At 48.4% G+C, this 25297-nt stretch carries 17 protein-coding genes; 7 read left to right on the top strand and 10 right to left on the bottom strand.

Annotated features, from left to right (window positions below; translation table 11 throughout):
• Window positions 1-39 precede the first annotated feature (39 nt).
• The 5 genes from AC0IXI_RS19735 to aroP all read right to left on the bottom strand — a co-directional run bounded on the left by AC0IXI_RS19735 (window position 40) and on the right by aroP (window position 7259).
• On the bottom strand, window positions 40-1587 hold the full coding sequence (locus AC0IXI_RS19735) for a glycoside hydrolase family 43 protein (protein ID WP_424221096.1): 1548 nt from the start codon (window positions 1585-1587) through the stop codon (window positions 40-42).
• Complete coding sequence (locus AC0IXI_RS19730; RefSeq protein ID WP_134187053.1) at window positions 1580-3013, bottom strand: glycoside-pentoside-hexuronide (GPH):cation symporter; 1434 nt, start codon at window positions 3011-3013, stop codon at window positions 1580-1582. Before AC0IXI_RS19730 ends, AC0IXI_RS19735 begins: the two co-directional genes overlap by 8 nt.
• A 339-nt stretch (window positions 3014-3352) precedes the next feature.
• A complete protein-coding gene (locus tag AC0IXI_RS19725) occupies window positions 3353-4309 on the bottom strand; it encodes a glycoside hydrolase family 43 protein (RefSeq protein ID WP_134187051.1) in 957 nt (318 codons plus the stop codon).
• Window positions 4310-4319: 10 nt separating this feature from the next.
• On the bottom strand, window positions 4320-5720 hold the full coding sequence (locus AC0IXI_RS19720) for a glycoside-pentoside-hexuronide (GPH):cation symporter (protein WP_134187049.1): 1401 nt from the start codon (window positions 5718-5720) through the stop codon (window positions 4320-4322).
• Window positions 5721-5897: 177 nt separating this feature from the next.
• Window positions 5898-7259 carry an aromatic amino acid transporter AroP gene (gene aroP / locus AC0IXI_RS19715; protein ID WP_134187047.1) on the bottom strand — a complete coding sequence of 454 codons (1362 nt, stop codon included), beginning with the start codon at window positions 7257-7259 and terminating at the stop codon, window positions 5898-5900.
• Window positions 7260-7961: 702 nt separating this feature from the next.
• Here aroP and pdhR point away from each other — a divergent pair.
• The 4 genes from pdhR (at window position 7962) to lpdA (ending at window position 15016) form a co-directional block, all read left to right on the top strand.
• Window positions 7962-8726 (top strand): pyruvate dehydrogenase complex transcriptional repressor PdhR, encoded by a 765-nt coding sequence (gene pdhR, locus AC0IXI_RS19710; protein ID WP_064516235.1) that lies wholly within the window; start codon window positions 7962-7964, stop codon window positions 8724-8726.
• Window positions 8727-8875: 149 nt separating this feature from the next.
• Complete coding sequence (gene aceE / locus AC0IXI_RS19705; RefSeq protein ID WP_422569187.1) at window positions 8876-11539, top strand: pyruvate dehydrogenase (acetyl-transferring), homodimeric type; 2664 nt, start codon at window positions 8876-8878, stop codon at window positions 11537-11539.
• Window positions 11540-11554: 15 nt separating this feature from the next.
• Window positions 11555-13438 carry a pyruvate dehydrogenase complex dihydrolipoyllysine-residue acetyltransferase gene (gene aceF / locus AC0IXI_RS19700; protein WP_471682969.1) on the top strand — a complete coding sequence of 628 codons (1884 nt, stop codon included), beginning with the start codon at window positions 11555-11557 and terminating at the stop codon, window positions 13436-13438.
• Window positions 13439-13591: 153 nt separating this feature from the next.
• Window positions 13592-15016 carry a dihydrolipoyl dehydrogenase gene (gene lpdA / locus AC0IXI_RS19695; RefSeq protein ID WP_034460910.1) on the top strand — a complete coding sequence of 475 codons (1425 nt, stop codon included), beginning with the start codon at window positions 13592-13594 and terminating at the stop codon, window positions 15014-15016.
• A gap of 49 nt (window positions 15017-15065) precedes the next feature.
• On the opposite strand, the gene AC0IXI_RS19690 is transcribed toward lpdA, so the two are convergent.
• The 5 genes from AC0IXI_RS19690 to AC0IXI_RS19670 form a co-directional block, all read right to left on the bottom strand.
• Window positions 15066-15914, bottom strand: coding sequence for a DUF2950 domain-containing protein (locus tag AC0IXI_RS19690; RefSeq protein WP_471682968.1), 849 nt, complete (start codon window positions 15912-15914; stop codon window positions 15066-15068).
• A gap of 12 nt (window positions 15915-15926) precedes the next feature.
• A complete protein-coding gene (locus AC0IXI_RS19685; RefSeq protein ID WP_413499472.1) occupies window positions 15927-17651 on the bottom strand; it encodes a DUF3300 domain-containing protein in 1725 nt (574 codons plus the stop codon).
• Window positions 17652-17913: 262 nt separating this feature from the next.
• Complete coding sequence (locus tag AC0IXI_RS19680; RefSeq protein WP_471682967.1) at window positions 17914-19575, bottom strand: carbohydrate porin; 1662 nt, start codon at window positions 19573-19575, stop codon at window positions 17914-17916.
• A gap of 72 nt (window positions 19576-19647) precedes the next feature.
• A complete protein-coding gene (locus tag AC0IXI_RS19675) occupies window positions 19648-20970 on the bottom strand; it encodes a PTS sugar transporter subunit IIC (protein ID WP_424221718.1) in 1323 nt (440 codons plus the stop codon).
• 169 nt (window positions 20971-21139) lie between these two features.
• Window positions 21140-21454, bottom strand: a complete 315-nt coding sequence (locus tag AC0IXI_RS19670) for a PTS sugar transporter subunit IIB (protein ID WP_064516248.1) — start codon at window positions 21452-21454, stop codon at window positions 21140-21142.
• 195 nt (window positions 21455-21649) lie between these two features.
• Between AC0IXI_RS19670 and AC0IXI_RS19665 the strand changes: the two genes are divergently transcribed.
• The 3 genes from AC0IXI_RS19665 to AC0IXI_RS19655 all read left to right on the top strand — a co-directional run bounded on the left by AC0IXI_RS19665 (window position 21650) and on the right by AC0IXI_RS19655 (window position 25000).
• Window positions 21650-22369, top strand: a complete 720-nt coding sequence (locus tag AC0IXI_RS19665) for a GntR family transcriptional regulator (RefSeq protein WP_424221717.1) — start codon at window positions 21650-21652, stop codon at window positions 22367-22369.
• 295 nt (window positions 22370-22664) lie between these two features.
• Complete coding sequence (bglK, locus tag AC0IXI_RS19660) at window positions 22665-23555, top strand: beta-glucoside kinase BglK (RefSeq protein ID WP_424221716.1); 891 nt, start codon at window positions 22665-22667, stop codon at window positions 23553-23555.
• Window positions 23556-23569: 14 nt separating this feature from the next.
• The gene (locus tag AC0IXI_RS19655) at window positions 23570-25000 is read left to right on the top strand and encodes a 6-phospho-beta-glucosidase (protein ID WP_424221715.1); all 1431 of its coding nucleotides are present in this window, start codon (window positions 23570-23572) and stop codon (window positions 24998-25000) included.
• Window positions 25001-25297: the final 297 nt, after the last annotated feature.

The following is a 25297-nucleotide window of genomic DNA, read 5'->3' as shown; positions in this document are numbered from 1 at the left end:
GGATTCCCGGCAAGCGTTGCGCCACCGGGTTTCTCAATCTTAAACCTCGATAGTAAAGTGTGAATAAAAACCCACTCCTGGTTGTGCTACTGCCTGGTGTGAGGCGGCGAAAATCCCCACTTTTGCGCCAACCCATTTACCTTTTCCTGCAGCAAAACAAGGCGTGACGCTTTGCCAGTCAGTGCCATTTTCGCTAAAACTGAAATGACAAATTCCGCCAGGTTTTACATCCACCTTTAGCCAAAGTGGCGTGTTTTGCGGCCAGTCGGCAATATCTCGTTGTTGCTGATGAAGTACCCCGGTATCGCTCATCCAGGCGGATATAAACGTAATTTTGCGCTTTCCTTCATACTGCTCAAGCGCCAGCGCTGCGTAGCGTTCGCCGTAAATTATCAGGCCACTGAGTTCGCCCGGTTGAACGAACGCCGCCTCTAGTCTGGTGGTTGCGCTGAACTCACGTGCAGGAAATTTTTGCAATAGCAGATTTGGTTGAGCGTACAACGCCTGCTCGCCCTGGTATTCCGGCATTATCTGGCAGGTTAGTGCCAGCGTATTTGTGGCGGATTGTAGCCATTTTTGCTGGGGATGAGCCTGCCATTGCCACTGTAAACCTGGGCGGCCTTCGGCAAAGCTATCGCTGGTTTGCGGCGTTTCATTACCCTGCGGATCTTTTGCGATTGAAGGGAGGCGATGTTCAGTTACGGGCTGTCCAATTCCTTCAGCCGTTTGGTTTTCGCCAATGATCGGCCAACCATTTTCCAGCCAGCGCATGGGTTGTAGATGCACAATACGTCCATAAAGGTCGGCATCCTGGAAATGCACAAACAAACATTCGCCGTTATCGAGTTCAACAAAACCGCCCTGATGCGGGCCGTTAATCTGAGTTTCTCCTTGTTGTAAAACCACTCTGGCTTCCCATGGGCCTTGCAGATTTTTGGCGCGCAATACTGATTGCCAGCCGGTTTCAACCCCTCCAGCAGGCGCGAAGATGTAATACCAGCCGTTGCATTTGTAGAACTTTGGCCCTTCGATCGTCGGCTGATCCAGCGCTCCGTCGTAAATAACTCGCCCTTCGTTCAGGATCGAACGGCCATCCGGCGACATCTCAAGTAACTGCAACTGATGTTTTCTGCCGCTACGACTGTGGGCAAAAGCATGAACCAGCCAGGCTCGCCCGTCTTCATCCCAAAGCGGGCAGGGGTCAATCCAGCCTTTTGCGGCTTTCACGCAGTGTGGCGCGCTCCATTCTCCATAAGGATCTTCCGTAAACGACATGAAAATGCCTTCATCTGGCGTGCTGAAAAATACCCAGAACTTTCCATCGTGATAGCGAACCGACGGTGCCCAGACACCTTTTCCCGGCTGCATGGTGTCGTAAGTATTGTTATCAAAGTGAGAGAATACGTGGTTGATGATTTTCCAGTTTACTAAGTCTTTCGAATGCAGAATGGGCAGCGCGGGAAAATGGTTAAAGCTCGATGAAACCATATAAAAATCATCGCCTTTGCGCACAATATCTGGATCTGAATAATCTGCATGGATAATTGGGTTTTTGTAATATCCAGGGCGATTTGTGATATTAACCATGATTATTAGCACCTTTGGAAATTAAAGCTGGTGTAACTGCTGGGGTGTTAATTTCTTCAACTTGTTCACGATGAGCGAGATCGCGCTGAATTTGGTTCATCATTTTGTCATCAAGAATATAGAAACGGCTTAACCAGTAGAGTACCAGATAGGAAATAGACGGGCCGATGGTTAATAAACCAATAATGCCATTGGTAGCAAGCGTTGTTTGCGTTGGATTACCCGCCTGATAACCGAACCATCCAAGTGAGAAACCGACAAATGCCCCAGCAACGGCCATGCCCATTTTTAATGCAAATAGGTTTCCGGAGAACGATAGCCCTGTAATTCGGCGACCAAATTTCCATTCGCCGTAATCTGCCGCGTTAGCCATCATATTCCATTTGAAAGGTTGATACATTTGGTGGAAGAAGCCGACGAGGAAATAAAGTGGGAATACAACAGCAAGCCAGGTTGGTGGAACAAAGAACATCACCACACCGATAACAACCAGCAATAAGTTAATATTTTTAAATAATGATACAGCACGATAGCGTTGTGCCAAATAGCCTGCGGCGATGCTGCCGATAATGGTGCCAACCACACTTGTGGAAACAAATGCGGATTTCATCGCGGTTCCAGCAGCACTTTCGATGCCGCCGAGCATCAAGTAAGTAGCGTAGTACAATGTTGCTGCACTGCGCATTACGCCTGCCATACTTGAGAAAAAGGTGATCACTGCCACGATACGCCACTGGTCATTCGCCAGTAAAATTCGCAGGTCATCCATCATACTACTGTTAGTTTCGACTTTTGGGCGAACACGTTCAGAGGTGCTAAAGAAGCAGAAAAATAGCATGATGACGGCGAGTGTTCCCATAATCGCCATGGTTGCCTGAAAGCCGAATTGTTTATTTTCTTTACCCAGCCAGTCAACTAAAAATAATGTTGCGACAGAAACAACTAATCCGGCGAGTGACGAAATAGTGAAGCGATAAGATTGGGCAGATAAACGATCTTTTTCATCGGTGGTAATCACGCCACCCAGTGCGCAATACGGAATGTTAATAAATGTGTAGCAAAGCATTAATAATGTATAGGTAATATAAGCGTAAAGCAGCTTTCCTGATTCACCAAAATCCGGTGTACTGAAGGTTAATACCGCCAGCACCGCATAAGGAATTGCAAACCAAATTAACCATGGTCGGAAATGCCCCCAGCGCGTGTGTACCCTATCGGCAACCAATCCGGTAAGTGGGTCGGTAATTGCATCAAGAACGCGGGTAACCAGAAACATTATTCCCACTGCGGCAGCGGATAGTCCGTAAATATCAGTATAGAAATACGTTAAAAACATGGTGACTGAGGAATAAACTATTCCGCATGCGGCATCGCCCATACCGAAGCCAATTTTTTCCGCAACGGAGAGTTTCCTTGCTGTACTCATTTTATTTCTCCAGGCATTGAGTGTGTTATTTACTCACTCTATGGACTGATGGTTTATTACGCTATTGTGATATTTGCTCCAGGAGTTATGTTTTTTGCCGATTGAGAAAGTTGTCACATAACAAGAATAAATTGGTCTGACAGCTATCACCTTTTTAAAACCAAAAAACACCAGATTGCGCATAAAGGCCACTGAAGAGTTTTTGTAAGGTGGATAAGGATTAGCACCACTCAACATTTTTTTCATTGGCTTAATTACTGATATCGCTAAGCTAATCCGACCTACAATAGAATTGTTTAAACAAAAAAATGCCCTTCAAAGTGAAGGGCATTGGGAATTCTAACGATTATCTGCAGGCGGTATGCCGAACACCGGCATACCGTTTTTATCCCATTCGAGTGTTTTCAGGCGTGTGTGGCGATTCGGGTCATACAGAGGATCGCCCTCAATTTCCGTGTAGTTTCGCGCGTGATACACCAGCACATCTTTCCCGTCTTTAGTTTTGGTAAAACTGTTGTGGCCCGGCCCAAACTGCTTGTTCTCGTAGCTGGTGGCAAACACTGGCTGTGGCGATTTATGCCAATTAGCAGGGTTAGTTGGGTCGGCATTCAGGTCGATCCACAACAAGCCGATGCAGTAGTTTTCATCGGTGGCGCTGGCGGAATAGCTGACAAACAGCTTATCGCCATGAACCACAACCGCTGGACCTTCGTTAACCAGAAAACCTCTGCATTCCCAGTCCAGCTCCGGCTTGCTTAACATCAACGGCGTGCCTTTGATGGCCCAGGGTGTTTCCAGCTCGGCAAGATAAATATTGGAGTTACCTGCAATATCAGGATCTTTCTGCGCCCATAAATACCATTGCTTGCCCTGATGTTTAAAGGTTGTGGCATCAAGACAGAAGCTGTCGAACTGCGTTTTTACCTGGCCTTTTTCAACCCATCTCCCGGTGAGCGGGTCTGCATCCGCACATTCCAGCGCAAACATGCGGTGCTGGAACATATTTAACTGATCCAGTTCCTGCGTGTGGGTGGCGGCGAAATAGATGTACCACTTACCGTCGATATGATGCAGCTCTGGTGCCCAGATAAGTTCGCTCATTGGGCCACGATTGGGTTTGCGCCATACCACGGTAGGTTGTGCATCTGGCAGCTCGCTTATTGTGCGTACGCAGCGGATCTCCAGCCTGTCGTACTCTGGTACTGACGCAATAAAGTAGTAGTAATCTTCATGCAGCAAAATAAACGGATCGGCGCGCTGCTCAATAAATGGATTAGGCCATTGCTCCTGATTCATAGGGCTTTCCTTACAGTTTGGCTTCAACAGGTTTGCTGTCGTGATATTCATTCAGTTCGCGATAGTTGATGCGGCGCTTTTCAAGGTCTGCCTGAATGCGCTGCATTAATTCACGGTCAACTTTCAACAAGCGCACAACGCCTGCGGTAATCAGGTAGCCAACGCCTGGGATGATGGTAAACAGCATCACAATACCGTTAATTGACTCAGGGCTTTGCTGCTTGGCACCGGCATCATAGCCGTACCAGGAAAGCAGGAAGCCAACCATTGCGCCTGCAATCGCCAGCCCCAGCTTCAGGAAGAACAAGTTACCGGAGAAGCTGATGCCGGTGATGCGTTTGCCTGTTTTCCACTCGCCGTAGTCGTCTACGTCGGCCATCAGTGACCAGTGCAGTGGGGAAGGGATCTGATGAAGAATGTTCAGCAGGAAATACATCACAACAATCAGTGTCGTGGCGTGCGGGTCGAGGAAGTAGAAACCACTGGAGAAAATGGCCAGCACGATGTTGGTCCAGAAGAACACTTTGAGTTTACAGATACGGTCAGTCAGCACTTTAGCTAACATGCTGCCACCCATCATGCCGACTACGCCGAGGCTAATGAATAATGTCGCGAAGCTGGTGCTTTGGCCCATCACCCAAGTGACGTAGTACATGGTTGCCGCCATACGGATGAAACCCGGGCAGACGTTGCACAGTGTCAGCAGAAGAATGCGCACCCACTGGTCGTTTTTCCAGACATCTTTCAGGTCAGCTTTGAGATCGTCATTGCTAGGCACTGCCGGACGAACACGCTCTCTGACGGTCGTGAAGCAGAACAGGAACATACACATGCCCAGTACCGCAAGAACGCCCATCGCCATTTGATAACCTTTGGCTTTGTCGCCGCCACCAAACCAGTCAACCATCGGCAGCAGAGAAAGCGAAAGAATGAGCGTTGCAATACCAACCATAACAAAGCGATAAGCCTGGCAGGCCACGCGTTCTTTCGGATCGTTGGTAATCACACTGCCAAGTGAGCAGTAAGGAATATTAATTGCGGTATAGGTTAAAGAGAGCAGGAAATAGGTAACAAAGGCATAGATAACTTTGCTGCTATAAGCCCAATCAGGCGTGGTGAACATCAGGTAACTGAAGAAGGCAAATGGCGCTGCCATCCATAAAATCCATGGACGAAAACGTCCCCAGCGACTCTGTGTTCTGTCAGCGATGGCACCCATTATTGGGTCCGTTACTGCATCAATCACCCTGATTGAAAGCAGCATAACACCCACTAATGCCGGGGCGAGGCCAAAAATATCCGTATAAAAATAATTAACAAACAACATAATGGCACCAAAGATAATGTTACATCCGGCGTCCCCCATTCCGTAGCCAATCTTTTCTTTCACAGATAATGTGCTGCTTTCCATAGAAAATGCTCCTGACCAGAATATGGACAAGAGTATTGAGCTATTGGAGGAAATTTGCGTGTCTGTAATCCGCCACAGAGATGGACAATACTGTCATTGTTAAGAATATGTGAAGCAGATAACAAAGCGCCCCGGTGAGCCAAAGCTCGCCGGGGCGCTTATTTAAAGAAGAATCGCTTAAGCTTTAACGCTCTTCAAGTTCTTCTGTTTGATGAAGTAACCGATACCGAGAACGACTACCCATACTGGAATCAGCCATACGGAGATAGCCATGCCTGGAGTTATCGCCATAATCACCAATACTGCCGCCATAAACAGCAGGCAGACGTAGTTACCCAATGGATAGAACAGGGCTGGGAAACGCGTTTTCACGCCCTGTTGTTGTTTAGCACGGCGGAACTTCATATGCGCCAGGCTAATCATCGCCCAGTTGATGACCAGTGCAGACACCACCAGAGCCATCAGCAGGCCAAAGGCTTCCGCTGGTGCCAGGTAGTTGATCAGTACACACAGAGCGGTGAACAGAGCAGATACCAAAATGGTATTCACTGGAACGCCACGTTTATCAACTTTCTGCAGTGCTTTCGGTGCGTTGCCTTGTTGAGCCAGGCCAAACAGCATACGGCTATTGCAGTAAACACAGCTGTTATAAACAGACAGTGCGGCGGTCAGAACAACAACGTTAAGTGCGTTTGCAACAAAGGTATCGCCCAGTTCATGGAAGATAAGGACAAACGGGCTGGTGTCTGCGGTAACGCGAGTCCATGGCATCAGAGACAACAGCACTGCCAGGGAACCCACATAGAAAATCAGAATACGGTAGATAACCTGGTTGGTTGCTTTCGGAATGCTAACCTGCGGGTTATCTGCTTCCGCAGCAGTAATCCCAACCAGCTCCAGACCGCCGAACGAGAACATGATAATCGCCATCATCATCACAAGTCCGGTCCAACCGTGTGGCAGGAATCCACCTTGTTCCCATAAGTTGCGCACTGTCGCCTGTGGGCCTGCGTGGTCACTAAACAGCAACCATGCGCCAAATACGATCATAGCGACAACCGCGATGACTTTGATAATCGCGAACCAAAACTCCATCTCACCAAATACTTTTACATTAGTGAGGTTGACGGCATTGATGACGACGAAGAAGACCGCGGCAGATGCCCAGGTTGGGATCTCCGGGTACCAGAACTGAATGTATTTACCAACTGCAGTAAGTTCTGCCATGGCAACGAGTACATACAGTACCCAGTAGTTCCAGCCAGAAGCAAAACCTGCGAATCCGCCCCAGTATTTGTAAGCAAAATGGCTAAATGAGCCAGCTACCGGCTCCTCAACGACCATTTCACCTAACTGGCGCATGATCAAGAAGGCAATAAAGCCTGCAATCGCATAACCAAGAATAATCCCCGGCCCGGCGGATTGGATGACAGACGCACTGCCCAGAAACAGGCCTGTCCCAATAGCTCCACCTAGCGCGATGAGCTGGATATGGCGGTTTTTAAGGCCGCGTTTCAGCGTGTCGCCTTGTTCCATCATTTAACCTCGTGTGGTCATTTTCAGGGCGCTGGCCGCGCCTCTGTAAGTTTGTAATTCCGTAATGTGTAGTCTTTATTTTACGGTTTTGAATTCCAGTATTTTGCGCATTGGACTACCGCAGCGCAAAGAATAGTGGTAAGTGCCAGTGTTTGCACCTGCTTTCTATTACTGCCGTGAATAGTTGAATAAAAAAAACCAGTTGTTCTCCCGCCCGAATTATTTATTCCGCCTGTTATTTCTCCACGTTAAGCGAATTCGTTGAATTAATATTCATATTTTAAAGTGATGAATCGGTTCAAATTGCAAGAAAAGGCACTTTTTGCTGTTTCGTAAACGTTAAATACGTCTGTGTGTGAGTAAATGTGACATTTGTGCAAGGTTACAGCTTTGAAACGTCATTTCTGTAATGTTGTTAAAATGTGCCTGGTTTAATGATTTCAATCAAAACCAATATGGACAGAAGGTGAATACTTTGTTACTTTAGCGTCAAGAATGTGAAATTGGTCATACCAATTGACTAGCCCCAGATGATTTGAAGTCTGAAGGGGATATACCCCAAATAATTCGAGTTGTGGGACGGCGGCAAACGAGAGAGTCCCGGTGAGCTTACCTAAGTAAGTGATTCGGGTGAACGAGAGCAGCTAAGGCACCAACAACTTGAAGTATGACGGGTATAGGGTTAATGGCAGAGACAGGGAAAAAATGGCCTACAGCAAAATCCGCCAACCAAAACTATCCGATGTGATTGAGCAGCAGTTGGAGTTTCTCATCCTCGAGGGAACCTTGCGTCCCGGCGAAAAACTCCCACCAGAGCGCGAATTGGCAAAACAATTCGACGTATCTCGTCCTTCACTACGCGAGGCCATTCAGCGTCTCGAAGCGAAAGGACTCCTGCTTCGTCGTCAGGGCGGCGGTACTTTTGTCCAGAACAGTCTTTGGCAAAGTTTAAGCGATCCGCTGGTCGAACTGCTGTCTGACCATCCTGAATCCCAGTTTGATCTGCTTGAAACCCGCCACGCCCTTGAAGGTATCGCTGCCTATTACGCTGCATTGCGTGGTACAGACGAAGACCTCAAACGTATTGGCGACTGCCATTTAGCCATTCAAAAAGCGCAAGAGTCCGGCGATCTGGATGCAGAATCCGATGCGGTTATGCAGTATCAAATCGCCGTGACGGAAGCCGCCCACAACGTTGTGCTACTACACTTGTTGCGCTGTATGTCACCGATGCTCGAACAAAACGTTCGTCAGAATTTTGAATTGCTCTATGCGCGCCGTGAAATGCTGGCGCAAGTGAGCAGCCATCGCGCCAGCATTTTTGCGGCGATTATGGCTCGCCAGCCGGAGCAGGCGCGCGAAGCGTCGCACCGTCACCTGGCATTTATCGAAGAAATATTGCTGGATCGCAGCCGCGAACAGAGTCGTCGAGAACGTTCTCTGCGGCGCTTACAGCAACGTAAGGAATAAGAGTCTGAAATTTCAGATTCTCAAAAGCGCCAATTTTTAGAGCGCGGCAACTAAACGCAGAACCTGTCTTATTGTGTTTTTCCAAGGAAAATACAATGGGACAGGTTCCAGAAAATCAACGTATTAGACACAGATAAGGAATACCACCCATGTCAGAACGTTTCCCAAATGACGTGGATCCGATCGAAACTCGCGACTGGCAACAGGCGATCGAATCGGTCATCCGTGAAGAAGGTGTTGAGCGCGCACAGTACCTGATTGATCAGTTACTGAGCGAAGCCCGTAAAGGCGGAGTAAAAGTTGCAGAAGGTTCTGCTGCCCGTCAGTACGTAAACTCCATCGCCGTTGAAGATGAACCGGAATACCCGGGGAATCTGGAGCTGGAACGCCGTATTCGTTCTGCTATCCGTTGGAACGCCATTATGACTGTCCTGCGAGCGTCTAAAAAAGACCTCGATCTGGGCGGCCATATGTCCTCTTTCCAGTCCTCTGCAACCGTGTATGACGTGTGTTTCAACCACTTCTTCCGCGCACGCAATGCGAAAGATGGCGGCGATCTGGTGTACTTCCAGGGCCACATCTCCCCAGGCGTATATGCACGTGCTTTCCTTGAAGGCCGCCTGACTGAAGACCAGATGAACAATTTCCGTCAGGAAGTTCACGGTAATGGTCTGTCCTCTTATCCGCACCCTAAATTGATGCCTGAATTCTGGCAGTTCCCGACCGTATCTATGGGTCTGGGTCCAATCGGTGCAATCTATCAGGCTAAATTCCAGAAATACCTGGAACACCGTGGTCTGAAAGACACCTCCGCACAGCGCGTTTACGCGTTCCTGGGCGACGGTGAGATGGATGAGCCAGAATCTAAAGGTGCGATCACCATCGCTACCCGTGAAAAACTGGACAACCTGTGCTTCATCATCAACTGTAACCTCCAGCGTCTGGATGGCCCAGTAACCGGTAACGGCAAAATCATTAACGAACTGGAAGGTATCTTCGCGGGTGCTGGCTGGAACGTTATCAAAGTGATTTGGGGCTCTCGTTGGGACGAACTGCTGCGTAAAGATACCAGCGGTAAGCTGCTGCAGCTGATGGGCGAAACCGTTGACGGCGACTATCAGACCTTCAAATCCAAAAACGGCGCTTACGTACGTGAGCACTTCTTCGGTCGTTATCCAGAAACTGCTGCACTGGTTAAAGATATGTCCGACGATGAGATTTGGGCACTGAACCGTGGCGGCCACGATCCGAAGAAAATCTATGCTGCACTGCGAAATGCACAAGAAACCAAAGGCAAAGCAACTGTAATCCTTGCTCATACCGTTAAAGGTTATGGCATGGGTGAAACTGCCGAAGGTAAAAACATCGCGCACCAGGTTAAGAAAATGAACATGGATGGCGTGCGTTATGTACGTGACCGTTTCAATGTTCCAGTGACCGATGCGGAAATCGAAAAACTGCCTTACATCAAGTTCGAAGAAGGCAGCGAAGAGTACAAATATCTGCATGGCCAGCGTGAAAAACTGAACGGCTACCTGCCGACGCGCCTGCCAAAATTCACCGAGAAACTGGAACTGCCAACACTGGCTGACTTCAGCTCTCTGTTAGAAGAGCAGAACAAAGAAATTTCCACCACTATCGCTTTCGTTCGTGCCCTGAACGTAATGCTGAAGAACCCGTCTATCAAAGACCGTCTGGTTCCAATCATTGCCGATGAAGCGCGTACTTTCGGTATGGAAGGTCTGTTCCGTCAGATTGGTATTTACAGCCCGAACGGCCAGCAGTACACCCCGCAGGACCGTGAGCAGGTTGCTTACTATAAAGAAGACGAGAAAGGCCAGATCCTGCAAGAAGGTATCAACGAGCTGGGCGCAGGTTCTTCCTGGCTGGCTGCTGCGACCTCTTACAGCACCAACGATCTGCCAATGATCCCGTTCTACATCTACTACTCCATGTTCGGTTTCCAACGTATTGGCGACCTGTGCTGGGCAGCGGGTGACCAACAGGCACGTGGCTTCCTGGTCGGCGGGACTTCTGGTCGTACAACTCTGAACGGTGAAGGTTTGCAGCACGAAGATGGCCACAGCCATATTCAGTCTCTGACAATCCCTAACTGTATCTCTTACGATCCATCTTACGCTTACGAAGTTGCAGTCATCATGCATGACGGCCTGGTACGTATGTACGGTGAAGCACAAGAGAACATTTACTACTACATCACTACGCTGAACGAAAACTACCACATGCCAGCCATGCCAGAAGGCGCGGAAGAAGGCATCCGTAAAGGTATCTACAAACTGGAAACAGTTGAAGGTAGCAAAGGTAAAGTTCAGCTGATGGGCTCGGGTTCCATCCTGCGTCACGTACGTGAAGCAGCTCAGATCCTGGCTAAAGATTACGGCGTTGGCTCTGACGTGTTCAGCGTAACTTCCTTCACCGAACTGGCTCGTGATGGCCAGGACTGTGAGCGCTGGAACATGTTGCACCCAACGGCAGAACCACGTGTACCGTACGTTGCTCAGGTACTGAGCGATGCACCAGCAGTGGCATCTACTGACTATATGAAACTGTTCGCTGAGCAGATCCGTAACTTCATCCCAGCAAGCGATTACCGCGTACTGGGTACTGATGGCTTCGGTCGCTCTGACAGCCGCGAAAACCTGCGTCACCACTTCGAAGTGGACGCATCTTATGTGGTTGTTGCAGCACTTGGCGAACTGGCTAAACGTGGCGAAATCGATAAGAAAGTGGTAGCTGACGCTATCATCAAATTCAACATCGATGCTGATAAAGTCAACCCGCGTCTGGCATAAGAGGTAAAGAATAAAATGGCTATCGAAATCAAAGTACCGGACATCGGTGCAGACGAAGTTGAAGTTACCGAAATCATGGTGAAAGTGGGCGACAAGGTTGAAGTTGACCAGTCCATCATCTCCGTGGAAGGTGACAAGGCTTCAATGGAAGTCCCTTCTCCGCAAGCAGGTGTGGTCAAAGAGATCAAAGTTGCGGTTGGTGACAAAGTTGAAACCGGCAAACTGGTTATGATTTTCGAATCCGCCGAAGGTGCAGCGCAAGCTGCACCAGCTCCGGCTGAAGAGAAGAAAGAAGCAGCGCCAGCAGCGGCTCCGGCAGCCGCGAGCGCCAAAGAAGTGAACGTGCCAGACATCGGCGGTGACGAAGTAGAAGTTACCGAGATCATGGTTAAAGTGGGCGACAAAGTAGAAGCAGAGCAATCTCTTATCACCGTTGAAGGTGACAAAGCTTCTATGGAGGTCCCGGCACCGTTCGCAGGCGTTGTAAAAGAAATCAAAATCAACACTGGCGACAAAGTGTCTACCGGTTCTTTGATTATGGTCTTTGAAGTGGCAGGTGCTGCACCGGCTGCAACAGAAACTAAAGCTGAAGCGGCTCCGGCTGCTGCACCTGCGGCTTCTGGCTCTAAAGAAGTCAATGTCCCAGACATCGGCGGTGACGAAGTTGAAGTGACTGAAGTGATGGTTAAAGTGGGCGACAAAGTTGCTGCTGAACAATCACTGATCACCGTAGAAGGCGACAAAGCCTCTATGGAAGTCCCGGCTCCGTTCGCGGGTGTGGTTAAAGAGATCAAAATCAATACTGGCGACAAAGTGTCTACCGGTTCTCTGATTATGGTCTTTGAAGTGGAAGGCGCAGCGCCTGCTCCAGCCGCTAAGCAAGAAGCAGCAGCTCCGGCTCCTGCGGCGGCAGCTCAGAAACCAACTGCGGCACCAGCGCAGGCTTCCGGTAAAACTGAATTCGCTGAAAACGACGCATACGTTCATGCAACTCCACTGATTCGCCGTCTGGCGCGTGAGTTCGGTGTGAACCTGGCGAAAGTGAAAGGGACTGGCCGTAAAGGTCGTATCCTGCGCGAAGACGTTCAGGCTTACGTGAAAGATGCTGTTAAGCGTGCAGAAACTGCACCGGCTGCGGCAACTGGCGGCGGTCTGCCAGGCATGCTGCCATGGCCGAAAATTGATTTCAGCAAGTTCGGTGAAATCGAAGAAGTGGAACTGGGCCGTATCCAGAAAATCTCTGGTGCTAACCTGAGCCGTAACTGGGTGATGATCCCGCACGTTACGCACTTCGACAAAACTGATATCACCGATCTGGAAGCATTCCGTAAGCAGCAGAATGACGAAGCGGCCAAGCGCAAGCTGGACGTGAAGTTCACTCCTGTAGTGTTCATCATGAAAGCGGTTGCAGCTGCTCTTGAGCAAATGCCACGCTTCAACAGCTCCCTGTCCGAAGACGGTCAGAAGCTGACGCTGAAAAAATACATCAACGTCGGTGTTGCGGTTGATACGCCAAACGGTCTGGTTGTTCCCGTCTTTAAAGACGTGAACAAGAAGAGCATTAGCGAGCTGTCTCGCGAACTGATGGCTATTTCTAAGAAAGCTCGCGATGGCAAGCTGACTGCTGGCGAAATGCAGGGCGGTTGCTTCACTATCTCAAGCCTGGGCGGTATCGGGACGACTCACTTCGCGCCAATCGTTAACGCGCCAGAAGTGGCAATCCTTGGCGTCTCCAAGTCTGCTATCGAGCCAGTCTGGAATGGTAAAGAGTTCACTCCGCGTCTGATGATGCCAATGTCTCTTTCCTTCGACCACCGTGTGATCGACGGTGCTGATGGTGCGCGCTTTATCACCATCATCAACAACACGCTGGCCGACATTCGCCGCCTGGTGATGTAAGCCAAAAAGCCGGCCTTGCGGTCGGCTTTTTTCTGGTAATCTCGTGATGTAGTTCGAGATTATCTGATGCAAAGGACAATTCGCTTGCCATTTTTGTTTCAAAATTGTTAACAATTTTGTAGACTGCAGGCGGAGAATAATAAAGAGGTCATGATGAGTACTGAAATCAAAACTCAGGTCGTCGTACTTGGGGCAGGCCCGGCAGGTTATTCTGCTGCATTCCGTTGCGCTGATTTAGGTCTGGAGACCATCATTGTCGAGCGTTACAGCACCCTTGGTGGTGTTTGTCTGAACGTTGGCTGTATCCCTTCTAAAGCCTTGCTGCACGTTGCTAAAGTTATCGAAGAAGCAAAAGCTTTGGCTGAGCACGGCATCGTTTTCGGCGAGCCGAAAACTGACATCGACAAAATTCGTACCTGGAAAGAAAAGGTTATCAACCAGTTGACTGGTGGCCTGTCCGGTATGGCAAAAGGTCGTAAAGTTAAAGTGGTGACTGGCCTGGGTAAATTTACCGGCGCTAACACCCTGGTTGTTGAAGGTGAAAATGGTCCAACGACTATCACTTTTGATAACGCAATTATCGCGGCGGGTTCTCGTCCGATTCAGCTGCCTTTCATTCCGCATGAAGATCCACGCGTATGGGATTCTACCGACGCACTGGAACTGAAAGCCGTACCAAAACGCATGCTGGTTATGGGTGGCGGTATCATCGGTCTGGAAATGGGTACTGTGTACCATGCGCTGGGTTCAGAGATTGACGTGGTTGAAATGTTCGACCAGGTTATCCCAGCAGCTGACAAAGACGTGGTTAAAGTCTTCACCAAACGTATCAGCAAGCAGTTCAACCTGATGCTGGAAACCAAAGTGACTGCAGTTGAAGCCAAAGAAGATGGCATCTACGTCACCATGGAAGGCAAAAAAGCTCCAGCTGAACCACAGCGTTACGACGCGGTTCTGGTTGCTATCGGCCGCGTACCTAACGGTAAGCTGCTGGATGCTGGTGCTGCTGGCGTTGAAGTTGATGACCGTGGCTTCATCCGTACTGACAAGCAAATGCGCACTAACGTGCCGCACATCTACGCTATCGGCGATATCGTCGGCCAGCCAATGCTTGCTCACAAAGGTGTTCACGAAGGCCACGTTGCCGCTGAAGTTATCGCTGGCATGAAGCACTACTTCGACCCGAAAGTGATTCCTTCTATCGCGTACACTGAGCCAGAAGTTGCATGGGTTGGTTTGACCGAGAAAGAAGCGAAAGAGAAAGGCATCAGCTACGAAACCGCCACCTTCCCGTGGGCTGCTTCTGGCCGTGCTATCGCTTCTGATTGCGCAGACGGTATGACCAAACTGATTTTCGACAAAGAAACTCACCGTGTTATCGGTGGTGCGATTGTCGGTACTAACGGCGGCGAGCTGTTGGGCGAAATCGGTCTGGCTATCGAAATGGGTTGTGACGCAGAAGACATCGCGCTGACCATCCACGCGCACCCGACTCTGCACGAGTCTGTAGGTCTGGCTGCTGAGATCTTCGAAGGTAGCATCACCGATCTGCCAAACCCGAAAGCGAAGAAGAAGTAATCGCTTGATGGTAAAGAAAAAAGCGGCTTAGGCCGCTTTTTTTATTGGGTCATTGCTGCTCTTGCTGCCAGCTTTCATCCGGGTTGAACTGTGTTATCTCTTTCACTTTTTCAGCCGTCTGCTCGCCCAAATCCTTCTGATACACCAGCCCCTGGTTATTCACCATAAAGGTGGTCACCCCCGTTTCGCCATATTCAACAGGCCAGGCGACTAACGCAAAGCCATCAGCCATTTTCCCGTCAGTTATATAGTTCTTTTCGCCGCCCGGAGCCTGAGCCCCCTGCGCGGTCAGAATGCGGAAATGATAACCGTGATAACCCATACCAGGTTGCTCAGGGCTGAAGCTTGGGCCGAGTGGGCTTGGCTCTTCACCGGGTGTCGCCGGCCAGTACAAGCCATCTTTCTTACCTTCGCTGCTGACAAACTTCTGCGCGTATTGTTGGTCGAGCTGATAGTAATCTTGCTGTGCCGCTACATAGGCATTTATCGCCTGAATTGCGGATAGTTCGTTAAGGCCGACGGTACGCGTGTGTATTTCATCTGCGGCGCGTTTCATATCGAAATGCCAGCCAGCTTCAGTTTTCACGATAGGGATCGGCAACTGCCAGTTTTCCTGCCCGACGTTTAAATGGGCCGTTTCACCTTTTTCCTCGATGTTATGACTCACTTTCCAGTCGCGAATAAAACGGGCGACAGCTTCCGGGTCGGCTTTTTCATCCGGCAGATAGTGACGCCAGTTATCGCCCAGTACTTCGGTCAGCGCGGCTTCATCTTGGCTTATCACGGCATTGGCAAACGAGTTTGCCGCAAGTTCAGGAGTGGTGAATTGCTGTTGGGCCTGAACAAAAGCAGGCAGCATAAGCATTACTAATGCACTTAACTTCATACGATTTTTCATGATGCCTCCTTATTAACGGCGATGAATTTCACGGCTACCCGAGCTACGTTCTCTGGACCCGCTCCGTTGTTCGCGGTTTGCCGATGATCGATTCAAACTTTGTTGTCCACGCTGGTTTTGCGCCTGCCAGGAAGGGGAGCGGCTATCATTACCGCTAAATGCATTTGGGCGTGTGGATGCTGTGCGATGCGTCTGGCTCAGATTGCTACTGCTACGATGTTGCTGAACTGTCTCACGTCGCTGTTGCTGCTGTTGTGACGTCTGACGGTGCTCTTGCGTTTTCACATTGTCGCGACGCTGCTGCTGTTGCGCTGTTGGGTTATGCAACTGAGTTTTAGCGGTGTCCCGACGTTGTTGAGTGGTGGATTGATTGAACTGTTGTTTCGCTGCATTGCGGCGAGAATCCGTATTTTGCGAATCATAACCGCGGTAATTGTTGCGTTGGGCTATCTGGTTCAATTGTTGCGATGAAGCCTTACGTTGTGTATCGCGGGAAGCCAACTGCGGAGCTGCCGCATCAATTCTGCCTTTGTTTTGCTGTAACTGTGTGGCTGCGGCTTGCCGCTGGGCATCACGGTTAACGGGCGCGCTTCTTTGCGTAGCACTTAAACCACCTGCGACGTTGGTCTGATGGTAGCGTTGGGCAACGTTACTGTTGTTATAAGGAACGCCATTGCGATAAGTCGGGTTATGCTGCCAGCCCACATTACGACCTTGTAGATTTTGCCCGGAAATTCGGTTGAACTTATTGACGTCAATGTTGATGTTATTGTCGCCGTTGCGCTCATACCCGCCGCCACCATGGTAGTCATGGTGATAATCGTCATCATCCCAGTCCAGGTTACTAAACAGAGCGTAAGTAGTGGCAATACCCAGGCTGAATCCCAGACCATTGACAAAACTGTTGCCGAACTGTTCTCCCGGAGGGGGCGGAAGATAGGTCGGTGGATACGCCGTGTTTGGCCAGGTACCGTATACCGTCGATGGGTTATAGCTCGGAACATAAACCACTTGCGGATCTGTCGGCTCGATTTTAATCACTGTTTCTGCTGGTGCCGCTGCCACGGTTTTGGATGAAGATGAGCTGCTACTGGCAGGCGCTGCCACCGTCGTATTTTGGTTAACCGTGACTGGCGCAGTAGTAACTGTTTGCTGTGGAGTGGTTTTCAATGAGCCGGTTTGTTGTGCCAGCAAACGTAATTTCTGCACTGAATCCATCACATCTTTAGGCTGCGCTAAAAATGCATCCCCCAGATTTTGCACCCATTCCGGGTTTTCACCCATCAGAGCCAATAGCGGAGGGAAGGCAACGAGAGATTTTACACTCGGGTCCCACGGCTGGTTGGCGACAGCCTGGATGGCGGCGTCACCTTGTTGCTTCGGATTATCACGGGACCATTGCACCGCCTGCACTACGTTTGCGGGATACGTCGACGCCATCAAGACTTGTGATAAAAGTTGGTCAGGATAGAGCGCAATTGGTGCAACCCATTGGTCGAGTTGTGCCGTAGTGTAAGTTGGTGGTGCGACTGCTGCGGTAGTTGCCGCAGGCGCTGGTGTCGCGGTCGGAGCTGGAGCAGTTGGTGTTACTGGGGCTGCTGGAGCTGGTTGTGCAGTCTGAGCTGCAGGCGTCGGTTCACTCGTCGTCTGACTTTTTACATACAGAAGACCAGATGCCGCTAAAATTCCGGCGCTGCATATGAGGGCAAGAATATGAGGCTTGAAGGGCAACTTCATTTAACTTCTCCTGGTATTCAGAAGTAGAGAGTTATGCCGGTACGCGGCGGTTTCTGGCGAGTATATGGAGCTGATAGTTTAATTTTTGACTTAAACGGTGATTCTTGCCGGAAATGTTGCTCGAAAGCGTGAAATATTATTTCGAGCTGCGCTGAATGCGCATTGCGAGGGTGTTTGTAGGGGACTGTGGCGACTGTGTAAAAAAGGGCTTAGGTATTTACGCACCTACGCCCTGTGTTACTTCACGATATCTTCGGAATCATTACCACCAAACTTCTGCCTGAACCCCAGCCATAAACTCATTGTTGCTGTTGTCATTAAACTTGAACTGCGAAAGCTCGTTATCCAGGATATTAAGGTAGGTTCCGTAAAAACGAATCTCCGGACGTGAGCCTAGCAAACTTGGCCCAACCTTCAGCGCGTGGTAAAGCGTTGTTTTAAAACCTGACTCTTTCAGATTAACGCCTTGTTCAGTTTTATTTTTCTGGGCAAACCAGCTTAATTCCACACCGGTCTGATTCCAGGTATCCCAAATCCATGCAGGGCGAATAACAGCGCGAAGGCTGTTGAAATCGCTATGGGCACCGCTCTCATAGCTGTAGATATCTTCGCCATGTGCCCAGACTAACGCGTTCGCCATGATGATTTTGTCTGCCAGGTACATTTCGCCCTGTGAAATCAGACGCCAGGCGATCCCGTCAGAATGGTCGCCATAGTAATAACGTCCGGCTGCCATAGAGTTGCTGGCTCCGGAGAAGTTGGCAAAGCTGCTGGCATAAGAGTTGTTGGCGACCTGAAGTGTGAACTCATTAAAGGCATCGCGAGGCAGATTCTGGCGAACAATGGCGGTCGTCATCCAGGTATCCTCCAGTTTAAAGAAGGAACCATTGTCTTCGTTGGTTTTCTGGTCATCTGTTTTATTGGCAAATGCATATTTGCCCATCAGTGAGAGTGAGCCATCCTGCCAGAGAGGGATATTACGATAACGTAAGTCCACGGAATTGGTGTTCATCTGCGTCGTGTGGCTGAAATCACGCGAATAAACATCTACGTCATTACGACTTACGGAAGCATCGAGTTGTCCTGGCCCCAGATCCCAGTTTTGGATACCTACGGCTGCGGCAACATCGGTGGTTAATGTTTTCCAGTCGAGCATCTGGATTTCGTACTCTGGCAGTTTATGCTTGCCTACCCAAAAGTCGGCTTCTTGTGCAAAAGGAAGGAAGCCTCGGGTGGTCAGGAAAATATCGCTGAACTGCATAATATTTTCATTATCGCTGTCACCGAACCAGGCATCATTGTATTGCTCACCGACGTTACCATCGTAGGTGACAATCGCGTTGGCCGTTCTGCCATCCTGGTTATAGACCCGCTGATTCAGGGTTAAATCGAACCAGCCGCTCATCTCGTTACCAAAACGCCCCAGAGATCCCGCTGCATAGGTTTGTGCCGAGCCATGGTTGGACGCCGCCCAGCCTGAGCGGAAGTAACCCTGGTAACTAAAGCCGATATCATCTTTAATAAATTTACTGATATCTTTCAGTGTGACGCTTTCAACGCTGGTTTTTCCACCTTCATGACTTATCACAGCCACTTTCTGTGTTGCTTTCAATGAAGTTGGAGCTGAAATATCACCCACCGGTTTATTCTCATTGGTAATATTATCTGCTGCCGGTGATAACTCGGTTTGAGTTGCCTGAGCGGTTTGTGGTGGAGTGTTTTTTTCTAAACTCACCACTTTATTTTTATATGTAGCTAATTCCTTCTGTGTTTTATTTAATTCAGCTCTGTTTTCTAATAATTGATTCTCAAGAAGTTCGAGGCGCTGCTCAACTGTTAATTTAGCCGCCAGAGAATTTGATGAGGATAAAGCCAGAAGTATTGATAAAGATAATAAGCTAACCTTCAATGGTCTTGAATACATGTGACACCTCTAAATATAATTATTATTCTCCTTCAGTCAGGGGCGACTGAAGAAGGGTGAATCAAACTATAATTATTGTGCTGCTTGTGTGGCGTTGACTTTGTTAGCGGCAATAACGAAAGGTAAGTAAATTAATGTTGAAATAGCCAGGCACAATATTCCCACAAAGAGCGCTAGCCAATTTCCTCCCGTCCCGAAAAATGCAATTAATGGGCCGGGGGTTGTCCAGGGAACGGCATAAGCAATCGGCGGAATAATCTCCATGGTAACGAAGAAGTAGCCAACTAAAGAGTTAACAAAAGGCACTGTAATAAACGGGATTATTAATATTGGGTTCAGAACCACCGGCAGGCCAAAAATAATAGGCTCGTTAATATTAAATAGTCCAGGAACGAAGGCCATTTTTGCCATATCGCGATAATCGGCGCGGCGTGAGGCAATAAATATTGCTAACAGCAAGCCCAGTGTCATACCTGAGCCACCATAGTTGGCAAAGGCATCGTTTATGCCACCCCAGGTAATTGGGTAAGGTGCTCCCCAGGTCGTGCCGTTAGATGCGGCAAATGATAAGTTTTCAAGATTGGCTTCAGAGAAGATAGTTTCACGGATAGCTGCAACAGTATTAGGGCCGTGGATACCCAATACCCACAGGAAGTTCGCCACTACACCAAGTATTAATACTGCAAAAATATTGGTACCCATGTTTTTCAGTGGTGCCTGAATGAGTGTGTAAATAAGCTCATTCAGGCCGTTTGGCGATATCTTCGTCAGGCAGTAGTTAACGATTGAGAAGAAAATCATGACACAGAAAATCGGGATCAGTACTTTAAAAGAACGTGCCACGGCTGGTGGAACAGCATCAGGCATCGTAATGGTGATTCTAGGGTTGCGCGAAAGCCGGCAAAAAATTTCGCTGGTCAGCATGGCGACAATAATGGCAACAAAAAGTCCCTGTGGCCCTAAATACTGGGTCGTTAAATAAGCCTGGCCGCCCACCATTTGGTAAGGCGTGTAAACGACAAAGAAAGCACCAATTGCCGTCAGCCCGCAGAGCAAATCGTCTTGCTGATAATTTATCGCTATATTACGCGCAACCAGGAAGGCAATCATGATGGACATGATGTTGACCGAACCATTCATTACCGGAGAAAATATTTTTTGTGCTTCTGCTAAATTCGGGAAAATGATACCCAAATGTAAAATAGAGGCGATAAAACCATCCGGCGAGAGAATGGCAAAGTTGATTAATACAATAAGCGAGCTTGCCATGACGATAGGAAATGACAGAATAAAGGCATCGCGAATAGCAGAGATATGTATCTGAGAATTTAATTTGATCGCGACAGGGACAAGGATTTTTTCCATGCCGCGTTCAAAGTTATCCATTAAACTCATGACGAGTCCCTTGTGGTTGTATGGGTATATTGAGAGTTAAGGTATATAAATAATGCTGAGTCGAATTTCAGGAAATCATTGCAGTCACCATCTTAACAATAGAAAATGCCGGCAACTTACACCGGAATTAAATTATGGCTCGTGCACTAATGACCTGGGATATTAAAGGTTAATGACTGGCAAGCAGCATTAACGCATTGTCTAATACGGTTTTCCCATCCATTTGCCCGTAGTGTTTCATATCAATGACGGCGACAGGTATTTTCCCTTGAGTAATTTCTTCTATTTCACTTTTCTGAAAGCGTACCTGTGGTCCCAGTAGCACGATATCCGCTTCATTTTTCTTTATTCTGTCTTTTGCTTCAGAAATTGCCAGTGCGTTAATATTGACTTCAATATTTCCCGCTACAGCATGTTCTTTCATACGTTTTACGAGCATGCTCGTGGACATTCCAGCAGCACAAACCAATAATATATTTTTCATTTTTACCTTCTCAATATATGTTGATGTTCAGATGCAGGGTAACTTAATGAATATCTAACCAGGCATCTGCAATTTTGATCACAGTTAGTAACGGCTGAGTTGTTTAAAAAAACCGATAAAAATGAACGTATGAATGGCTCCAGCACGGAAAAGAATATAACTTACTGATTTAAAATGGATTGCGGAGGTTCAAAAGTGGTTTACAAAGATGTCGTTAACTTACTCAAAAACAAAATTAGCAGCCCTACTTACAACATTGGCGATATTCTCCCCTCGGAAAAGGAGCTGGCGGAGTCGTGTAATGTCTCGCGTAACACGTTGAGAAAAGCGCTAAAAGTACTGGAAGACGAGGAATTGATTGAGCGTAGACATGGCTCAGGAACCTATTTACGCAATAAGCATTTCCAGGCATTCGTGACCCATCTGGACAGCTTCACTGAAATTGCCAGGAGCGAAGGGAAAAAACCAACCAGCCAGGTGCTGAGGTTTGAGTTACAGGCGGCATCAGAGGAAATAGCCATCCGCTTGCAACTGACTGCGGGTGAACCGGTTTATTACTCAAAGCGGCTACGCCACATTGATAACGTGCCTATGCAGCTTGAGGAAACCTGGCTTTCCGTCAATCGCTTTCCTGACTTGACGGTTAATCACATGAAGAAATCAAAATTTTCATACATTGAGGACGAATGTAACGTCGTCATTCAGGGCTGCTATGAGTCCTTCCAACCGGTGCTTCCTTCCCCAGAAATAGCCAAAATGCTTCATATCAGCATTCGTGATCCCATTATTAAAATGGAGACGCAATCTATCGATGAGAGTAACAACCCCATAGATTATTCGATTCTCTACACGAACGTGTTCGAATTTCAGGTGAAGTATTTCTTACCTCGGAAGATGACCCAATCGGAAAAATGATCCTGATACGGGGCGTTAATTCCGGTCATCGATCACACTTCCCGGCAAAAAAGTTGTTCAGAAAACCCAAAATAAATGCACATGTTGTGATGTTTATTTAGCAGCAGCCTCTAACTTCTTGTGTCTTGGCTTTTTTAACAGGTTCAAAAGAGGTTTAAATGCTTGTGGGCCACAACTTGCTAATTGAACTCATGGTTCATTAAGATTGTTTTAGTCATCACGTTCGATAATAAAAAATGAATTAGAACAGTTATTTTCCCTCTGTTTACCGAGTAATTCTGAAGGAAAGAACCGCATGAAGATTGCAGCATTTGATATCGGTGGTACGGCGCTGAAAATGGGGGTAATTACCTCTGACGGAAAAATTCTGGAGAAGGGAAAGCAGCCGATTAGCGACAGTGACGGTGAACAAATTTTGCAGGCGATTCTTACATGGATTGCGGCCCGTCCAGAATGCGAAGGCATAGCTATCAGCGCTCCGGGCTATGTAAACCCGCACACCGGTTTTATCGAGATGGGCGGTGCTATTCGCAAGTTTGATAATTTCGCTATCAAAGCGTGGCTTGAAGAACAAACCCAGCTTCCTGTTGCTATTGAAAATGACGCTAACTGTGTGTTGCTGGCTGAACGCTGGCAGGGCAAGGCGGCGGAGATGGCTAACTTTCTAGTACTGACTATCGGAACCGGAATCGGTGGCGCAATTTTTTGCAATAACCAACTGGTACATGGGGCGCGTTTTAGGGCGGGAGAGTTCGGTTATATGCTCACCGAACGTGCAGGCCCACGCGATGTTCCCCACTACACAATGAACGCAACCTGCACCATGCGAGTTCTGCGTCAGTATTACGCTGATTACGCAGGTAAGTCGCTAGAAGAGGTCACCGGAGAAGAGGTCTTCGAGCGTTATGACGCAGGTGACGTTGTGTGTCAGCGTCTGGTTACAGAGTTTTTTAACGGCATTGGTACAGGTCTCTATAACCTCGTCAATTTATTCGATCCGCAAAAGATTTTGGTGGGTGGCGGCATTGTTGAACGCCCCGGGTTTCTTGCGCTGCTTCGTGAACATCTAGCCTGGTTTTCGATAGGCGAGTATGTCGATACCGTCAGCCATGGCAACGACGCCGGACTTATCGGCGCGGTCTACCATTTCAATCAGCAATACCGGTCGCACACTCGCGATCTCTAATTGAGGGAAAGAATATGTCCGGATTTAAAGATGGATTTCTGTGGGGTGGTGCGGTTGCAGCTCATCAGTTGGAAGGCGGCTGGAAAGAAGGTGGAAAGGGAATAAGCGTTGCCGATGTCATGACCGCTGGTGCTCATGGTGTTCCACGCGAAATTACTGAAGGTGTGTTGCCGGGCAAAAATTATCCTAATCATGAAGCGATAGATTTTTACCATCGTTATAAAGAAGATATTCAACTGTTTGCCGATATGGGCTTTAAATGTTTCCGCACCTCAATTGCCTGGACGCGTATCTTTCCGCTAGGTGATGAGTTGGAGCCTAATGAAGCAGGTCTGCAATTTTATGATGATTTGTTCGATGAGTGCCTGAAGCACGGTATCGAGCCGGTTATCACTTTGTCGCATTTCGAGATGCCTTACCATTTGGTTACCGAGTACGGTGGCTGGCGTAATCGTAAGCTTATCGACTTCTTCGTGCGTTTTGCCAAAGTGGTATTCACTCGTTACCAGCACAAAGTGAAATACTGGATGACCTTTAACGAGATCAACAACCAGGCTAACTTCCACGAAGACTTTGCGCCGTTTACCAACTCTGGCCTGAAGTATGAAGCGGGTGAAGATCGTGAGCCGGTGATGTTCCAGGCTGCGCATTATGAACTGGTCGCCAGCGCTTTGGCCGTGAAAGCGGCGCGTGAGATCAACCCCGATCTGCTGGTTGGCTGCATGATCGCGATGTGCCCAATCTACCCGTTGAGCTGTGCGCCTAACGATATGATGATGGCGATGAACGCCATGCACCGCCGTTACTGGTTTACCGACGTGCACGTCCGTGGCAAGTATCCACAACATCTGTTGAATTACTTTGAACGCCGTGGCTTCGAGCTGGATATTACCCGCGAAGATCTCGCCGTTCTGGAGCAGGGCTGCGTCGATTACATCGGCTTTAGCTATTATATGTCGTTTGCCACCAAAGCCACGGACGATAACCTGCAACTTGATTACGATGAATCTAAGAGCCTGGTCTCTAACCCATATGTCCAAAAATCAGACTGGGGTTGGCAGATTGATCCGGTAGGGCTTCGCTACTCACTGAACTGGTTCTGGGATCATTATCAACTGCCGCTGTTTATCGTTGAAAACGGCTTTGGAGCGATTGATGTTCAGGGAAGCGATGGCGTGGTGGATGATCAGTACCGCATCGACTATATGTCTGCTCATATCGCCGAGATGAAAAAAGCGGTGGTTGAAGACGGCGTTGACTTGATGGGTTACACCCCATGGGGATGCATCGACCTGGTTTCTGCGGGAACCGGCGAGATGAAAAAACGTTACGGCTTTATCTATGTTGATAAAGATAACGAAGGTAATGGAACATTGGAACGCAGCCAGAAGAAATCTTTCGCCTGGTATCAGAAGGTGATTAAGTCTAACGGCGAGCAGCTTTAATACGTCCTTTATTGCCAATTTTTATTAAATGCATATCGGTGCTGATGGTTTTCTTAACATCAGCACTTTTTTGCATTTGCAGGGTAACTCTCTCGAAAAATAAGCTGAAAAAACGCCTCCCAGAACCGGCTAATCATCAATTAAAACGAGGCCAGACGGTCATATCGAAAAGTAATGTTTTGCCCTTAACGATTCAGCAAGTATTTAATGTTGCTTTTTTGTAAACACATTCACCCCCCTGAAAATCCTGCTATGCTGCCCGTCGCGGTACCGGGCATTTACCCTACAAACTGCTGT

The sequence above is a fragment of the Buttiauxella sp. AC038 genome (assembly GCF_979253565.1).
This window is presented reverse-complemented; position numbering and strand designations above follow the sequence as displayed.

Bases quoted from the DNA above. Each gene is read 5' to 3' on its own strand.
- AC0IXI_RS19725 (WP_134187051.1), bottom strand. From the start codon at position 4,309: ATGAATCAGGAGCAATGGCCTAATCCATTTATTGAGCAGCGCGCCGAT.
- AC0IXI_RS19735 (WP_424221096.1), bottom strand. From the start codon at position 1,587: ATGGTTAATATCACAAATCGCCCTGGATATTACAAAAACCCAATTATC.
- AC0IXI_RS19670 (WP_064516248.1), bottom strand. From the start codon at position 21,454: ATGAAAAATATATTATTGGTTTGTGCTGCTGGAATGTCCACGAGCATG.
- aceE (WP_422569187.1), top strand. From the start codon at position 8,876: ATGTCAGAACGTTTCCCAAATGACGTGGATCCGATCGAAACTCGCGAC.
- AC0IXI_RS19655 (WP_424221715.1), top strand. From the start codon at position 23,570: ATGTCCGGATTTAAAGATGGATTTCTGTGGGGTGGTGCGGTTGCAGCT.
- AC0IXI_RS19685 (WP_413499472.1), bottom strand. From the start codon at position 17,651: ATGAAGTTGCCCTTCAAGCCTCATATTCTTGCCCTCATATGCAGCGCC.
- AC0IXI_RS19720 (WP_134187049.1), bottom strand. From the start codon at position 5,720: ATGGAAAGCAGCACATTATCTGTGAAAGAAAAGATTGGCTACGGAATG.
- AC0IXI_RS19690 (WP_471682968.1), bottom strand. From the start codon at position 15,914: ATGAAAAATCGTATGAAGTTAAGTGCATTAGTAATGCTTATGCTGCCT.
- AC0IXI_RS19680 (WP_471682967.1), bottom strand. From the start codon at position 19,575: ATGTATTCAAGACCATTGAAGGTTAGCTTATTATCTTTATCAATACTT.
- aroP (WP_134187047.1), bottom strand. From the start codon at position 7,259: ATGATGGAACAAGGCGACACGCTGAAACGCGGCCTTAAAAACCGCCAT.
- bglK (WP_424221716.1), top strand. From the start codon at position 22,665: ATGAAGATTGCAGCATTTGATATCGGTGGTACGGCGCTGAAAATGGGG.
- aceF (WP_471682969.1), top strand. From the start codon at position 11,555: ATGGCTATCGAAATCAAAGTACCGGACATCGGTGCAGACGAAGTTGAA.
- AC0IXI_RS19730 (WP_134187053.1), bottom strand. From the start codon at position 3,013: ATGAGTACAGCAAGGAAACTCTCCGTTGCGGAAAAAATTGGCTTCGGT.
- pdhR (WP_064516235.1), top strand. From the start codon at position 7,962: ATGGCCTACAGCAAAATCCGCCAACCAAAACTATCCGATGTGATTGAG.
- AC0IXI_RS19675 (WP_424221718.1), bottom strand. From the start codon at position 20,970: ATGAGTTTAATGGATAACTTTGAACGCGGCATGGAAAAAATCCTTGTC.
- lpdA (WP_034460910.1), top strand. From the start codon at position 13,592: ATGAGTACTGAAATCAAAACTCAGGTCGTCGTACTTGGGGCAGGCCCG.